Source organism: Candidatus Binatus sp. (assembly GCF_030646925.1).
In the GTDB taxonomy this organism is placed as follows: Bacteria; Desulfobacterota; Binatia; order Binatales; family Binataceae; genus Binatus.
On sequence record NZ_JAUSKL010000122.1, the window covers coordinates 13455 to 28421 of the forward strand.

The 14967-nt window shown below is 61.3% G+C and carries 18 protein-coding genes and 1 pseudogene; 4 read left to right on the forward strand and 15 right to left on the reverse strand.

Going from position 1 to position 14967, the window contains the following annotated elements; translation table 11 throughout:
* Positions 1–48: 48 nt before the first annotated feature.
* The 3 genes from Q7S58_RS20430 to Q7S58_RS20440 form a co-directional block, all read right to left on the reverse strand.
* The gene (locus Q7S58_RS20430; RefSeq protein ID WP_304830433.1) at positions 49–480 is read right to left on the reverse strand and encodes a type II toxin-antitoxin system HigA family antitoxin; all 432 of its coding nucleotides are present in this window, start codon (positions 478–480) and stop codon (positions 49–51) included.
* On the reverse strand, positions 477–776 hold the full coding sequence (locus Q7S58_RS22370; protein WP_370655565.1) for a type II toxin-antitoxin system HigB family toxin: 300 nt from the start codon (positions 774–776) through the stop codon (positions 477–479). Before Q7S58_RS22370 ends, Q7S58_RS20430 begins: the two co-directional genes overlap by 4 nt.
* Positions 777–966: 190 nt before the next feature.
* The gene (locus Q7S58_RS20440) at positions 967–1854 is read right to left on the reverse strand and encodes an alpha/beta fold hydrolase (RefSeq protein ID WP_304830437.1); all 888 of its coding nucleotides are present in this window, start codon (positions 1852–1854) and stop codon (positions 967–969) included.
* A 408-nt stretch (positions 1855–2262) separates the two neighbouring features.
* On the opposite strand from Q7S58_RS20440, the gene Q7S58_RS20445 reads away from it, so the two are divergent.
* The gene (locus Q7S58_RS20445) at positions 2263–3192 is read left to right on the forward strand and encodes a fatty acid desaturase (RefSeq protein ID WP_304830440.1); all 930 of its coding nucleotides are present in this window, start codon (positions 2263–2265) and stop codon (positions 3190–3192) included.
* Positions 3193–3489: 297 nt separating this feature from the next.
* Positions 3490–4032, forward strand: a pseudogene (locus tag Q7S58_RS22375) (AAA family ATPase); the annotation flags it as partial.
* A gap of 210 nt (positions 4033–4242) precedes the next feature.
* On the opposite strand, the gene Q7S58_RS20450 reads toward Q7S58_RS22375, so the two are convergent.
* On the reverse strand, positions 4243–4383 hold the full coding sequence (locus tag Q7S58_RS20450) for a hypothetical protein (protein ID WP_304830442.1): 141 nt from the start codon (positions 4381–4383) through the stop codon (positions 4243–4245).
* Between the two features lie 11 nt (positions 4384–4394).
* Here Q7S58_RS20450 and Q7S58_RS20455 point away from each other — a divergent pair, with 11 nt between their 5' ends.
* Positions 4395–4847 (forward strand): hypothetical protein, encoded by a 453-nt coding sequence (locus Q7S58_RS20455; RefSeq protein ID WP_304830444.1) that lies wholly within the window; start codon positions 4395–4397, stop codon positions 4845–4847.
* 138 nt (positions 4848–4985) lie between these two features.
* Here Q7S58_RS20455 and Q7S58_RS20460 read toward each other — a convergent pair whose 3' ends face one another.
* The 3 genes from Q7S58_RS20460 to Q7S58_RS20470 form a co-directional block, all read right to left on the reverse strand.
* Positions 4986–5519: a cupin domain-containing protein gene (locus tag Q7S58_RS20460; RefSeq protein WP_304830446.1), complete on the reverse strand. Its 534-nt coding sequence runs from the start codon at positions 5517–5519 to the stop codon at positions 4986–4988.
* A 97-nt stretch (positions 5520–5616) separates the two neighbouring features.
* A complete protein-coding gene (locus Q7S58_RS20465; protein ID WP_304830448.1) occupies positions 5617–6057 on the reverse strand; it encodes a hypothetical protein in 441 nt (146 codons plus the stop codon).
* Positions 6057–7184, reverse strand: coding sequence for a hypothetical protein (locus Q7S58_RS20470; protein WP_304830450.1), 1128 nt, complete (start codon positions 7182–7184; stop codon positions 6057–6059). Before Q7S58_RS20470 ends, Q7S58_RS20465 begins: the two co-directional genes overlap by 1 nt.
* Before the next feature lie 245 nt (positions 7185–7429).
* Between Q7S58_RS20470 and mscL the strand changes: the two genes are divergently transcribed.
* A complete protein-coding gene (gene mscL / locus Q7S58_RS20475; protein WP_304830452.1) occupies positions 7430–7873 on the forward strand; it encodes a large conductance mechanosensitive channel protein MscL in 444 nt (147 codons plus the stop codon).
* A 1-nt stretch (position 7874) separates the two neighbouring features.
* Here the strand turns inward: mscL and Q7S58_RS20480 are convergent, their stop codons facing one another.
* From Q7S58_RS20480 to Q7S58_RS20515, 8 genes are all read right to left on the reverse strand, one after another.
* A complete protein-coding gene (locus tag Q7S58_RS20480) occupies positions 7875–9134 on the reverse strand; it encodes an aspartate aminotransferase family protein (protein ID WP_304830455.1) in 1260 nt (419 codons plus the stop codon).
* Positions 9135–9299: 165 nt separating this feature from the next.
* Positions 9300–9701: a RidA family protein gene (locus Q7S58_RS20485; RefSeq protein ID WP_304830457.1), complete on the reverse strand. Its 402-nt coding sequence runs from the start codon at positions 9699–9701 to the stop codon at positions 9300–9302.
* Positions 9702–9737: 36 nt separating this feature from the next.
* Positions 9738–10082 carry a DUF190 domain-containing protein gene (locus tag Q7S58_RS20490; protein WP_304830459.1) on the reverse strand — a complete coding sequence of 115 codons (345 nt, stop codon included), beginning with the start codon at positions 10080–10082 and terminating at the stop codon, positions 9738–9740.
* An 8-nt stretch (positions 10083–10090) separates the two neighbouring features.
* Complete coding sequence (gene crcB, locus Q7S58_RS20495) at positions 10091–10477, reverse strand: fluoride efflux transporter CrcB (RefSeq protein WP_304830461.1); 387 nt, start codon at positions 10475–10477, stop codon at positions 10091–10093.
* A gap of 16 nt (positions 10478–10493) precedes the next feature.
* Positions 10494–11510 (reverse strand): UDP-3-O-(3-hydroxymyristoyl)glucosamine N-acyltransferase, encoded by a 1017-nt coding sequence (gene lpxD, locus Q7S58_RS20500; protein WP_304830463.1) that lies wholly within the window; start codon positions 11508–11510, stop codon positions 10494–10496.
* Positions 11511–11549: 39 nt separating this feature from the next.
* The gene (gene waaF / locus Q7S58_RS20505) at positions 11550–12656 is read right to left on the reverse strand and encodes a lipopolysaccharide heptosyltransferase II (protein ID WP_304830465.1); all 1107 of its coding nucleotides are present in this window, start codon (positions 12654–12656) and stop codon (positions 11550–11552) included.
* 127 nt (positions 12657–12783) lie between these two features.
* Positions 12784–13305, reverse strand: a complete 522-nt coding sequence (locus Q7S58_RS20510) for a UGSC family (seleno)protein (protein ID WP_304830467.1) — start codon at positions 13303–13305, stop codon at positions 12784–12786.
* Entirely contained in the window at positions 13302–14906 is a 1605-nt protein-coding gene (locus tag Q7S58_RS20515) for a redoxin domain-containing protein (RefSeq protein ID WP_304830470.1), read from the reverse strand. The genes Q7S58_RS20510 and Q7S58_RS20515 overlap by 4 nt, the downstream gene beginning before the upstream one ends.
* Between the last annotated feature and the right edge of the window lie 61 nt (positions 14907–14967).

The following is a 14967-nucleotide window of genomic DNA, read 5'->3' on the forward strand; positions in this document are numbered from 1 at the left end:
ACTCTTGAAGAACGGAGTCGGAAGAGGTCATTGGCAGAGCGCGCAGATTTAGACAGCCTCGCGTTTCGGCTCGATCTCCGGAAAGAATGCTCCGGCTGGCAGATGAAAGCGTCGCGATAGTGCCTGGACCTGCCGTACGTTGAGTTCGCGCTTTCCGCGCAGGATTTCAGAGACCACCCCCTGGCTGCCGATTTCGGGCAGATCTCCCTGCGACAGGCCGTGCTGCTCCATCAGGAATTTGAGCAGTTCGACGCCCGAAGCATCGGGAATCTGATGGTGTTCCTCGTCGTAGGCCTCGATCAGTACGCTCAGGGTATCGATGAAGCGGTAGCGGGGATCCTTGGGGTTGTCGCCGACCTCGTCGACCAATTCGTTGAGCTGCGCGACTGCCGCGTCGTATTCGCGCCCGTTGCGGATGGCGAGCAGGGGAGCGTACTTCTCGGGATTCCTGAGGGTCTGAGTGATCGTTCGACTCTTCATTTTTTCCAGTCGCCTTTGTCGTATTGCGCATGAGTTAGGACGTGCCGGATGAACAGTTTTTGCGTATTGAAATGGATCGCGGCAATGAGCCGGTACTTGTTGCCGCCAATATCGAACACGTAAAAACCTTTCCTGCCGGCACTCACATAGTCGACGCTTTTGAATGTCTGTTTCAGTTCCGCGAGATTTTTGAAACTGCCTCTTCTCGCGGCCTTGAACCAGGTTTTCAGCGGGGCTTCGGCGCCAGCGTGAACCTTCCAAAACTCCGTCAACGCCTTCCGCGAGATTACGTGCACGAACGAAGACTATCTCATTTCGCGATACATATCAACTCAATATGAGATGGCGCAGGCCAGCAAAGCACGCGGGGCCTCGCCAGGCCTCGATTCTATCCCCTACCCTAGAGAGATCGCGATCCCCGTTCGCAGCGCAGGATGGCAGGGCCGACGTCCAGCTTGGTAAGATAGACGCCGTCCGCAAGACACTTCAAATACCTTGCCGAAGAAATTGCAGCATCAGCCGATTGACGTGATCGGGTTTCTCCTGATGCACGAAATGGCCGGCGCCCGGCACCACGTCGATCTTCAATCCGCGCGGAAACAACGCTTCCATCCCGCTAAGAAGTTCCGCCCCGATGCATCCATCGTCGCGCCCATGGAACATCAGCGTCGGCACCTCGATCGGCGCGGCCATCGCAGTTGCGAGCGCGCTCGGTTGCGCCGGAATCTTCAGCACCGGGCCGAGCGTCGCGCGATAGTAGCCGAGCGCCGCCTCGAGGGTGCCCTTGGCGCGGAAGCATCGCTTGAGCGCTTCCATTTCCGGCTGCGTCCAGTTCCAGCCGGGCGACCAATCGCGCCACATCTTTTCGAGGAAAGCAAAATCGTTGAGGCTGACCGCGGTCTCCGCGATCGCAGTCTGGAAAAAGAACATGTACCAAGAGCGCCTTTGCTGCGCGTAATTAGTCACCAGCGCCTGGAAAAAACTGGTTCCGTAGGGAACAGCGGCGGTAATTAGTTTCTGCACGACATTCGGCGCCCGTGCCGCCGCGCCATAGGCTGCGACCGCACCCCAGTCGTGCCCGAACAGGACCGCCTCCTGATAGCCGAGCGCTTCGATCAGAGCGAGCGCGTCTTCCGACAACACCGGCGAATCGTAGCGGCCGTCGGGCGCAGGCTCGGTCGGCGCATAGCCGCGCATGAACGGCGCGACGGCATGATAACCCGCGTCGGCGAGCGCCGGCATCTGATTGCGAAAGGAGTGCGCCGTGTCAGGAAACCCGTGCAGGCATAGCACCAACGGCCCTTCGCCGATCTCGAGCACGGTGAAGTTCAGCTTCGACGCTCGCACCACTCGCTCGTTCATTTGTGCCGCCATGCTGCCTCTCTTTTATAACACTTTTCCGCTTGGCTATTTCGCGCGAAGTGTCGGCTCGCGGAAGAATCTCGCGCCTAGATATGCCGTCTTGCCGACCTCATAGCCCGGCCCTGCGTATCTCGCGATGCTAGAATCCATTCGTCAATCAGTCGCGCTCGAACCGCTTATTCGCCTTTTGCGGCCAGGCCTCGCGATATAGCGGATCGATGCACCATCCTGTATTGTCAGTGGCCTCGACGGCAAGCACATTTGCCCTCCCGCTTTCGGTTCGAAGGCCCCAAGTGAAAATGTGCGGATGCCGGCCGCCCGGATGTTCATGGGCAATCGGGCTGCCGAAGCCTCGCTCAGCGCGCAAGCAATCAGGCGTGCGCGAGAGTTCAGGCCGAGAACGGAACAGTGGAGCGACGAATGGCGATTACGAACACCAACACCCGCGCGATTTTCTCACCGACCTATCGGCCGTGGGAGCAGCGCTGGTACGCAGCATCGGGACCGGACATCGGAGTGTTCGCCTGGATAATGTTGATCCACGCGACGGCGCTGGCCGGCCTGGTGATGTTTCCTCTGCCCGGATGGCCGCTCTTTTTCGGCGCGCTGGCGCTCGCGTTCGTCGGCGGACTCGGCACTACGGTCGCCTATCATCGTGCGATCGCGCATCGCAGCGTCACGCTGAATCCATGGGCGCGCGGCGTGCTCACGTTCGTCGCGATGTTCAACGGTTCGGGTGCGCCAGCGTCGTGGGCGTCGCGCCATCGCCAGCATCATGCACAGGCGGATACTGCCGACGACGTCTCGAGTCCGATCTTCGGCGGCTTCTGGTGGGCGCATCTCCGATGGCTCTGGCAAACCGGGCCCTCGCCGATGGATCGCTACGGCCGCGATCTCAAGGCCCCGACGTACATCATCTGGCGTTATTTCCAGATTCCGATTCTGACGCTCTCGTATCTCGGCCCGCTGTATTTCGGCCTCGCGGCGTTTTTCTGGCTCGGCGCGATTCGGCTCTGCTTCGCGCTTCATGCGCAATGCTTCGTCAACAGCGTCTGCCACACCGAACCTGGAATCGTGCCGGGTGAGGATTCGAGCCGCAACGTGAGATGGCTCGCTGTGATGCATATGCTGCAGGGCGAGAATTGGCATCGCAACCATCATTCGCGGCCCGGATGGGCGCGGCTCGGGTGGAACTGGCGCCAGCCCGACGTTGGCTACGTTGTCATCCTTGCGCTCGAGCAACTCGGCCTCGCGTACGACGTTCGCGATGGCCGGCCGCGTGCGAACCTGAAGGCGCGCGATCCGCGCGAGATCGCCGGCGATCAGGACGCGCTCGATCCGGCCGCGTAAGCGCTCGCGCCGAATCGTCCGGGAGCTAAAGCTTCTTTGCGACGATCAGAACTGCCACCAGCAACGCCGGCTCGATGCCCGGGTTGGTCTACGCGTGATTGGTGCCGCGCTGCACCACCACGTCAAACGCCTTCAGTTTCAACGCCCAATGAACGCATTGGAGTGATTGGGCCGCTTCGTCCGCACCTTGAAAACCCGCAGTCCTGGAGAGCGTAACAGTGGATGTTGCAAACGGTGGTCGCGGGGGGCGAGACTGGTTCGGTTCCGCTTGGCTGAATCATTCTCGGGGGTCATCGTTTGGCTCCGGCTCAAATCGACCGCGCGCCAGCTCATTCGCTCGTTGGGCGCGAGCGAGAAGCCGCGCTATTGATCGCGGGCCTCGACGACGCGATCGCCGGGCGCGGCCGACTGTTCCTGATCTCGGGCGAGCCGGGAATCGGCAAGACATGGCTGGCCGATGAGGTTGCGAGGCACGGCGATGCCCGCGGGATGCGGGTGGCATGGGGCCGATGTTGGGAGGGCGGCGGTGCACCCTCATACTGGCCGTGGGTGCAAGTGCTGCGCTCACTTGTCGTTCATCCGGATCGGACGCGGGCGCGGCCGCCGCTTGTCACGCCGGAGATTGGTCAGCTAATCCCCGAACTGTCATCTGAAACGAATAGACCGACTCCGTCGGATCCAGATCAGGCGCGCTTTCGGCTCTTCGATGGCGTCGCCACGATGCTAAGGGACGCGGCACGATCGCAGCCGCTGGTTCTCATTTTTGACGATTTGCACGAAGCCGATCAGACCTCGCTCGAGATGCTCAAGTTTGTAGCGCGCGGATTGCGCGACTCTCAAATCATGGTCATCGGCACTTTCCGCGATGTCGAAGTACGGCGTTCGCAGATGCTTTCGGAGGCCATCGCCGAGATTGCCCGTGAGGGCGATCAAATTGTGCTGACGGGACTGACCGAGCGCGAAGTTGCGCAGATGGTTGAAGAACGGGCTGTGCTCACGCCGACCTCGAGTTTTACCGCGGACCTGCATCGGGCGACGGCGGGCAATCCTCTATTTATCGATGGCGTGGTGCGCGTGCTGATGGCCGAAGGCAAGCTTGGCCAGGCGACGCGGCTCGATCTGAGCGGCTTCAAGCTGCCAGAAGGCGATTACGTAGAGACCGCCCGCCTGTCCGCTCGGCTCAGCGGTCACGGAGTTCTCTCATGCTCGGCGCGGGCAGCCCGAACGCTCGCGCCGACGAGCCGATCGTCGGTCTGTGGCAGGCGACGTGGACCGACGTGGATACCAATGCCGTCGTCGCCAACCTCTGGGACGTCTGGCACAGCGATCGCACCGAGACTCAAAATGACAGCGGACCGGTGCTCGCCGGGTTCGTGTGTCAGGGCGTCTGGATCCCTATGGGCCAGCGTACCTATGGACTATCGCACCCCTTCTTCTCGTACACTGGGGCGGACGGGCATCTGGACACGACCAGCAGCTCCGTGGTTTACGAAAAAGTGACCGTGTCCAAGGACCGCAAAAGCTTCGCCGGGAATGGGATCATAAAGGTGGTATCGGGCATCAACCCGTTTGATCCTGGCGCCACTTTGCTCTTCTCGGAGAATATTAAAATTGCCGCAACTCGCGTGACGGTCGATCCCAGCCAGCTTCCTTGACTTTGACCGCGTCAGTGGCAGGGGCGGCCGGATCTAATGTCCGGCCGTTCCAACCCCAGCGTGCGTCTTTAGAGTCACGGACTTGTGTCCGAGAGACCGATCTCGCCGCGTAATCGCTCGCGCCGATCGCGCACCCTGCTAGAGCTTTTTGGCGTCGATCAGAACCCCCGCCAGCAGCGCCGGCTTGGTGCCCGGATTAGTCCAAGCGTGATTGGTGCCGCGCTGCACTACCACGTCAAACGGCTTTAACTTCACGTTCTCGCGGTCGAGGATCAAGGTGACTTCGCCATCGAGCACGATTATGTAGTCCACCGTCTTCGTCGTATGCATCCCCGGATGGCGCGACGTATCGACGCGAGCGTCCTTCCCGCCGATCGCTTTGAAGGTTGCCGCAAATTCCTTTTCCATTTCCGCGGCGGACACTCCTTGCTGCTCGGGAGCGATCGTAAAAAAACGAATCACGCTGCCGCGCTTCGGCGGTTCGAGCCGCAGCTTGCGCTTGGATGAATCCTTTTTTCCGGAGTTGTCCGCCGGCGATCCATCGGTAATCCAGACTTCGCCCAACCCGGCGAGGCCGCGTTCGACGATCGTTCCGGGCGGTCCATCGATCAGAACCATCGATTTGCCACCCTTGTCGTGACCGGTCACTACGCGCCGCATTTTTTCGAGCATCTGTTTTCCTCCGTGTTAGGCGTCACGTGCACGCGCGTTACCAGAAAAAAAGGCGGCCACGTCGGGCCGCCCAATCGCAATCGAGAATTAAAAACCTTCAGTCCGGGACCTTCGCGGCGAGGTTCAACAACTCCTGCAACGTCTGATTGAACCGGTAGAATTTGTCTTCACGCAATTGATCGGTTGATTCGAGCCAGAGTTCCTCGCCCACCAGCGCGAGCGAACTCAGCGTATGCCGCAGATCCGGACGCCCATTCTCGATAATTTCCCCCAGCATCCGATCCCAAATCTCGCGCTTGCCGCAGATGACGAAATCAGGATCGAACTCATTGAGATCGGCTACCGGTTTCACCTCGCTAAGCTGATAGCCGTCGATCGTCAGCCCCACGATCCGATCGCCGCCGTTCGAGACGTTGTCCGGAATGATGCGGACTGCGAAACGCGTCTCCGCGTAACCCAACCGCCGGAAATGTTCACCCTCGGCCCGCATCAACTGGCCGAGGGTCTCGAACCATCGTGCTTCCGGAAACGACGGCATCAGGCAGCGACGGCCACGTCGACGAGTTTGCTGAAGTCAGTCGGCAGGATGCATCGCGGACGCCGGTCGAGTCCGGCGGAATCGCATCGCTGCAGATACTCGTGCACGATTCGCCGCCACAACTGCCCCTGCATTTCCATGCCCTTGTCGAAGTTCTTGATTCCGCCGCCCATCAGGATTGCCATCGGCTCGACTGCTTCCGGCACGCTGAATGTCTCGAGCAAAATCCGCTCGGCGTCATCGAGTTGCTGGTGAACTTCCTCCGCGACCGCAGGATTCGCCTTCAATTGCGCCCGCAGATGCATCGCGCCGTAACCAACGTGGCGCGATTCGTCCTGCATGCAGCGGCGGAAGATTTCCTGATCGACCCGGCTGGGCGCGATGAATTCGCCCTGGCGGAACAATGTCAGCACGAAGCCTTCACCCAGCAGATGGAGCCGGGCGGTCTGCGCCGAAAAACTCGGCGCGTCGAAGATCTTCTTGAGCGATAGTTCGCTAAGCGCGCTGGCCTTGCCGAGTCCGCCGCCGTTGGCGAGCGCGCGCTTGCGGAACACGTCCATGTGCCGCGCTTCGTCCATCGCCTGCGTGGCCAGAAACATCTTCACTTCGAAAAAATCGTGATTCATTTTGCTCATCCATCGCGTGGGCGCGTCCGCCGCGATGAATTCGACTTCGGTCAGGAAGGTGCATAGCTGGCACATCGCCCGTTCGAGATCGTCGGGCAGCGGCTTGAGCTCCGTCCACGGAATGTCGCGCGCCGAACTCCACTGCCGGCCTACGGCTTCTTCGTAAAGCTCGGAAACGTTGTCCGCCCAGCACTCGGCCTTATCATTGATGGTGAAACCGAGCGACGGCAGCTCCTCGACGATCCTTGCGCCACGCGGCGCCATCGAGCGATGCTCTCCGCCATGCTCCGGCACCACGCCGTAGCTGCCGATCTCAATGTCCTTCAGGCGCAGTCCGAGGTTGCCCGGCTTGGCCCGCACGCCCCATTCCCCCATCTGATTCATCCACTCCAAGTCCGGCGTGCCACTGTCGTAGAGCTTTTTCAGATAGACCGACGGTTGAAGCTTTACCCTGGCTTCTGAACCGACTCGCTCCTCGTCTTTTATGTGCACCTGTGACATCTTCGCCTCCTCGGGCTGCGAGCTTTGTTTTGACGTTCATCGCACGGCCGATCCGCGGCCTGAATATTCCCATCCAACGGACTATCAGAAGCCTTTCCAAATTGTCAATCCGCGAGGGCGCGCGGCTCGCCCCGAGGCACGAATCATACGCGCAGATTTACATCGAACAGCGACGATGCTCTGTTGGCCGAATCAAGCACGCGCCGGTTGCTAGACTCCAGTTTAATTGCGGAGGTCGTCGCGCGATGTCGATTATTTCAGAATTCAAGGAATTCGCGATCAAGGGCAACGTCGTCAATCTGGCTGTGGGCTTCGTGGTCGGCGCCGCGTTCGGAAAAATCGTGACGTCGTTTACCAACGACATCCTGATGCCGCCGATCGGGCTCGCGCTCGGCGCCGTCGATTTCTCGAATCTGTTCGTCAATCTCTCGTCCAGGCACTACGATACCATCGCGCAGGCCAAAGCCGCAGGCGCGCCGACGCTGAACTACGGGATGTTCCTCAATTCGATCGTGGACTTCCTGATCATCGCGTTCGCGGTATTCCTGATCGTGAAATGGACCAACATCCTGACCCGCGCGAATCGTCCCAAGCCGCCGGAAACCAAGAGCTGCCCATACTGCATGACGATGATTCCGATCGGCGCGACGCGATGCCCTCATTGTACGTCGGACCTGAAGGCCGCGTGATCTAGTCGCCGGCGCTCGCGACGTCAGCGATCGCCTCAGTGGCGCGCCCGATAATCTCGTTCAGCAACTCGTCGCTGATCACCGTCGAAAGCGCGATCAGTCCGCGTGGCGCGACGAACAATCCGTGATTCAGCGCCGCCAGATGAAAGTTCGCGATCGCGCGGCCGTCCTCGCGCACGATCGTCGCGGCGGGCGGCTCCTTCAGGAAGAAAATGTTCATCAGCGAACCGACTTGGCGCACCGAGAATGGCAACTCGGCATGCCGCGCCGCCCGCGTCAGTTCATCGGCCAGGCGCTCCGCCTGCTGATTCATTGTGGCGATTCGATCCGACGTTAGTTCGCGCACCGATACCGCGCCTGCCGCGCAGCTCACCGGATTTCCGTTGAAGGTGCCCGAATGCCAAATCGAGCCGCGATTGCGCGGATCGAAACTCGACATCACCTCTTCGCTGCCGCCAATCGCCCCGACCGGAAATCCGCCGCCGATTATTTTCCCCATCATCGTGAGGTCGGGACGCACGTCGTAAATCTTCTGCGCGCCGCCCTCGTCCAGCCTCAGCGTGATCACTTCGTCCAGTACGAACAGCGCGCCCGCGCGATGCGCAGCTTCTGCAACCCGCCCGAGAAATCCCGCCTGCGGCTCGACCACGCCCGCCGAGCCGAGCACCGGCTCGAGGAACACCGCCGCGATCTCCGAGCCGCGTTCCGAAAGTAGCGCCTCGAACGCCGTCGCATCGCCGAAATCCGCAAGCATCGTGCGCTCGCCATCCTGCCCCGCGAGTCCGACTTCCAAGTCTTCGTACGATCCGTGATAACCGTAACGCGCCATCAGGATCAGCTTGCGCCCGGTGAGCCGCCGCGCGAGATGCGCCGCGAGCATCCCGGCCTCGGTGCCTGAATTGCAGAATCGCACGCGCTCCACCGACGCGATGCGCTCGCAGAGCAGCGTCGCCAGTTCGATCTGCGCCTCAGATCGCGCCGGCCACGCCGTGCCATTCGCGGCCGCCTTGTTCACCGCCTCAACGATCGGCGGATACGCGTTGCCATGCACCAGGCTCGTATAGTTGCCGAGCAAATCGATGTACCGGTTGCCATCGACGTCCCACAGGAACGGACCTTCGCCGCGCGCGAGCGTGAGCGGGTAGGGCCGATAGAACGCGGTCGTGCGGGTGTCGCCGCCGGGCATCACGCGCTCGGCCTGCTTGCCCAGTTCCGCCGACCTGGCGCTGGCGGCGCGATAACGTTCTTCAATGCTGTTCATCGTCTCCTCCCCGACCAACAGTAGCATTTAACGTCAAAATGACTCTAGGCATCAAAATTCACGCGCCCGCGGATAAGGATCCGGATGTCCCGGCAGAGTCGGATCGACGTCGAGCGGAAATGGATGGTCAGCTATCCGCATTTCTTCGGCGCGCTGGATGCTCGACTACTTGACTGCAGCGATCGCTTCCATCTCGACCATCAGGCCGTCCACTGCGAGCGCCGATACGCCGACCAGCGTCGATGCGGGCGGGTCGCCTTCGGGAAAAAGCGCGGCGCGCGCTTCACGCATCGCGCTATAGTCAGACTGTTTGTAGTTAACGATGTAAGTATTCGTTTTGACTATATCCTGTGGCGTGGCGCCCGCTGCGGCCAGCGCCGCTTTCAGGTTGGCGCCGGCCTGCAAAATCTGCGCCTTCAGATCGCCCGGCCCAACCAGTTTGCCTGCTTTATCTACTGCAACCTGCCCCGAGACGAATACCATCTTCGACGCGCCGCTGACGGTTACGACGTGCGTATATCCTCGCGGCGTCATCAGGGTATCGGGATTTATATACTTTTTTTCCATGTCGATTCTCCTTTCGCGCGACTGACTATTTGCGAATCAAGTGTTTTCCTTGCCGTACTTGAGCACTTGCACTTTTTCGACGGTGATCAACCCCGAACTCTTGCCCATCATTTCGTCCAGCACCGGCAGGAACGCATCGATTTTATCCTTGCCATCCACGACCTCGATTATGATCGGCAGATCTTCCGATAGCCGCAGAAGTTTCGCCGAATGAAGCTGGCTCGATTTGCCGAAGCCGAGCGGACCGCGGAGCACGGTCGCACCCGCGACGCCGACTTCGCGCGCCTTCATCACGATCGATTGATAAAGCGGCTTGCCGTCGAAGCGTTCGTTTTCGCCGATAAACACCCGGAGCAGGATCGCATCTTTCGGAATCTGCATCGCTTTACTCACTGACTGAGAGTTGCAGCCATCACATGGCCGAGCCACACAAAAATCAGGCACAGCGCGACGGATCCGGCGGCGTTCAGCGCGGCCGGTATCAACTCGCCGTCACGCAGCAGGTTGAGCGTCTCGAGCGAGAAGGTCGAAAAGGTCGTGTAGCCGCCGCATATTCCGACCATCACGAATTGGCGCGCCGGCGTGCCGACAATGAAGCGCGAGTCGGGTCCGGAAAACGTCGCGAAAAATCCAATCACGATCGAGCCGGTGACATTCACGAACATCGTGCCGTACGGAAACGCGCCGCCCGTCATCGCCGCGATCACGCCCTGCGCAAAATATCGCGCCATCCCGCCGAGCGCGCTGCCAATGCCGATCAGCAAATACGCGAGCACTCGAACCCTCCCGTCGTCAATCGTTCACGTTGATTCCGATCCGATGCTCGATCGCGCGCACGCGCCGGAATATTTCCGGCAGCCGCGTCAGCACCGCCGCGTATCTGCGAAATTTCCGCACGTCCACTGCCGGGATGCCCGACACGACCGAGTCGTCTTTCAAATCATTGTGGATGCCGGCCTTCGCCACCACCATCACGCGATCGCCGATCTTCACGTGATCAGCGCAGGCCGATTGTCCGCCAAACTGGCACCACTTGCCGATTTGCGTCGAGCCCGCAATCCCGACCTGTCCGGCGAATCGCGAGTACTCGCCGATTTCGCAGTTATGGCCGATATGCACCAGGTCATCGAGCTTCACTCCGCGATGCAAAATCGTCGCGCCCATCGTCGCCCGATCGACCGTCGAGTTGGCGCCGATCTCGACGTCGTCCTCGATTATCACGCTGCCAATTTGCGGAATCTTGATCAGGTCGTTGCGCTCCTCGACAAAGCCGAATCCATCCGCGCCGATCACCGCGCCATTCAGGATCGTGACGCGATTGCCGATCGAGGTTCCCTCGCGAATCGACACCTGGCTGTGACACGTAAATCGATCGCCGATGCGTACATCCGGGTAAATCGTCACATTGGGATGGATGATCGCATCGCGGCCAATCGTCACACCGGCTCCGATCACGGTGCGCGCGCCAATCGAGGCGTTCTCGCCTATTTTCGCATCGGTTGCGATTTGCGCGCTCGGATCGATGCCAGGCTGCGGCCGATACGGCGGGAAAAATATCTCCAGCACGCGCGCGAAATCGGCGTACGGATTCTCGCTGATCAGGGTCGAACACTTTGCGCCCGATGCGAGCTCGGCGGTCGTGATCGCGGCGGATACATTCGATTGCAACGCCGGCGCGAACTTCGGCGTCGCGACGAAAATGATCATCCCCGGCGCCGCGGCTTCAGTCGGCGCGGGTGCGAAAATCTCGGCGTCGCCGTTGCCGCGCAGTTCCAATCCGAGCCTCGCCGCCAGGTCTTTCAGTTTCATCGGGATGCTCCGTTCCTCACCGCAAACTTCGCGCGATTTTCAGATCAGCGCGCTCAACGTCCGCATCGCGCCAGCCAGTTCCTCGGGCTTGATCTGCGTCAGACAATTGTAGTGCCCGAAGCGGCAAGTGCGCGCGAGGCACGGACTGCATTCCAGCTTGCGATAGATGACGAGCGCGCGATTTCCGATCGGCGCGGTGCGCGCGGGATTGGTCGAGCCGAAAATCGCGAGCGTTGGAATTCCAAGCGCACCCGCAAGATGCGCGCATCCGGAGTCATTGCCGATGAAACCGTCGCACAGCGATAACAGCGCGTTCAGTTCACCGACCGTCGTATGCCCCGCGGCGACGATCGCGCCAACTTTGGTCGCCGCGGCGACTTCGATGCATTTCGCGCGCTCGCCCGGCGCACCGACCAGCACCACTTCCGCGTCGTCGCGCGATGCCAGCAGATCGATCAGCGCGCCGTAACGCGCAGCCGGCCATTCCTTCGCCGGGCCATACGCCGCGGCGGGCGCGATCGCGATCAGTCGCGCATTTTTGCGCTTGCGATTTTCCAACAACCATCGACGCATCTTCTCGCGATGCGGTCCGTGCGCCTCGAGCGCAACTTTGTCATTCGTCTCCGACACGCCGATCGTCAGCCGCACCATCGAAAGCCAGTATTGCGATTGATGACCCGTCATCGCCTCGCGCGGCGGCAGGGTCTTGTGCGTCAGCATCGCCCCGCGCGCATCCGCGATGAATCCCGCGCGCCGCGCGATTCCCGCCATCGTGAGCCACAGCGCCGACTCAAAACTATTCGGAAACAGCACGCCCAGATCGAATTGCCGCGAGCGAATCTCCTTGATGATCCGCCGTCGATCGATCAGGCCTGGCAATCCGCGCGCGACGGAGTAGGGGATAACCTCGTTCACCCATGCGACACCGTCGAAAAAGCCCGCGAGCTCCCTTTTCACGAGCACGGCGAGATGAGCGTCCGACCACGTGGCGCGAATGGCGCGCAGCGCCGGCAGGCTGATCACGAGATCGCCGAGCCAGTTTACTTCCTTGACGAGAATCCGCCGCGGCGCCGGCGTCAGCGCCGGCGCGATCGAATCGGCGCGCGAATCGCGAGTTTCGTGCGCGATTGTTTTTCCGGATTCCAAAGAAGATGCTCCCGCAGCGATTCCATCATGCGCGGGCGCTCAAATAAATACGGCGCAGCCCTCGATTGGGCTGCGCCGCAATGATTGCCGCGGGACCGCAGCTTGCCCGCGATCCCAAAGATCAGCGCTAATTTCTAAGCGCCGCGATCACGTCGTTCACTATTGCGTCGGCCTTCGCGCGCATCTCGTCATCGTTCGCATCCTGAATCGGATGCGGCACGAACACGCGCCGCACTTCCGGCAATCCGAGCGCTTCGGCCTGGCGCTGTGCGGCATCGACGAACGTGCTCGACGCGATTACTACCGAGGGCTTGCCATTGATCTCGAACCATACTGAATCGTGCACACTGCACGTTGTGCATGACCCTCAATCGGCTAGCGCTTCGATAACGAAGTCGCTTTCCTCCGCAATACGGCGGCGCAGATCGTCGGGCGCCGGCTTGGTGAAAGTTGGTTTGCGAAAACGCTTGATCTCGATTCCCGGCAGGCGGTCCTGCAGATGCTCCGCGAGCCGATCGATCAACACGTTGCCGCGCGGTTTCGCGATATCCAGCAGCGCGACGCGTCCGCGAATCGAATCGGTGCGCTTCGCGAGCGTGCGCCGAATCGGTACGCGCTCGTCAGTTGGATCGATGATCACCTGTTTCATGGAGCCTCCTCGATACGCCGGCTGACGCTCGACGATCCCATCGGACCCGAGACCCAGCCGGCGAATACTGCGGAAAATTTTCCGGCCTCGCCGCCGGCGACGATCATATTGATATTCTCAGGCTTGCGAAACTTCGGAAGCTTCGTTGCAAGTTGCTCCGCGGTCGGATTGGTGAAGCCGAGCGCTTTCGGCGGCACGCCTTCGCCGCTCTCGGCGTCGGGCATCAGCTCGCGCAGCGGTCGCGACGTGATCTCCTGGATGCGCGCGCGCACCTGCGCCTTGCTCCATTTGTCGCGCGCGATCGTGTCCACGTGCTCCGGCGAAACGACCAACAGGATCTCGCCGCTGCCGTGCTGCTTCGGATGCCAGCATGCTTCGAGCCCGAGCCCGATACTGCCGACCAGCGCGTGCGCCGTGCGCGACATCTGGTCCGCGATCTGCCGCGAGCCCGCCTCGAGCCCGAACACCGTCACCACGTTTTCCTCTTTCTTGAAGCCGCGCTCGACGTGCAGCGGCTCCCACGCGCTCCGCTCCTCCCATTCGGCGAAGCAGGTGGTGAATTTGCCGATCGCGCCCAGCGTCGAGCGCTCGATTTCGCCCGGCCGCGCGCCGCCAACGTTGCGCAGCACGAGTTTCAGCGCGCGCCCGATCGTCGCGTTCGCGCGATTACCGTAGCCGAGTGCCATCATGCCCATGTTCATGCCGAGGCGATGCCGAATCGGGCCGTTCACGACAATCACCGGCGTCGCGCCCCACGTCGTCGCCATCACGCCGTGGATATTGAACTCGTCGGTGCAGACCGCCTCGAGCGCGGCAATCACGACCGGCAGATGCTCGGGCTTGCAGCCCGCCATCACCGCGTTCACCGCGATTTTTTCGACCGTCACCGGCGCGAGATTCGGCGGCACCGTCGCGACGACTTCGCGCGGATCGCGCCGCGTCCCGGTCAGCATGCGCATCACGCGCTCGGGCGTCGGCGGCACCACCGGCAGGCCGTCGGTGAGTCCGCGCTCAAACATGAACTCGAAAACGTCTTCCGAATCGCCCAGCTCGATTCGCCGCGCCGTCAGGAATTCACCGCGCGCCGCGGCTTCAAGTTTTTCAGCGACTCCTGGTTCCACTGACTTCGAGCCGCATCCCGGCCGCGACTCGGGGTATTCATTCCAATTGATCGATGGCGCGTCGGTGCCAGCAATTCGACTCAACTCGGCGAACATCTCGCGCCAATCGTCGCGGCCGAAGCCGATAAATCGCCGCTGCTCGACGCCGTTGGCATCAGCCAGAATGATCGTCGGCACCGTGTCGAGATCGTACGCGAAAGAAACCGCGAGCGCCGAGTCATCGAGCATCGGCACGCTGAGCGCGTAGCGCTCGACCAGCTTCGCGTTGCCCTCGGCATCCTGTCCGATCGAGAGCACGTCGAGCTTTGCGCCAAATGCGCGATGGGCCGCTTCGATCAGCGCCATGCTCATCCCGCAGGTGGGGCAGTCTTCCTTGACGAAACACAGCAGCGCCGCGCGGCCCGTGGGAAACGAACGCTCCGCATTCTGAGCGTCGGCTAAGTTGAATTGCGGGAGCGGGCTTGTCGATGACTCTGGCATTTTGCGATGCAGCGTTTTCTGCGATCGCTACAATGCTACATCCGCCCCGTCGCCGTCGAGC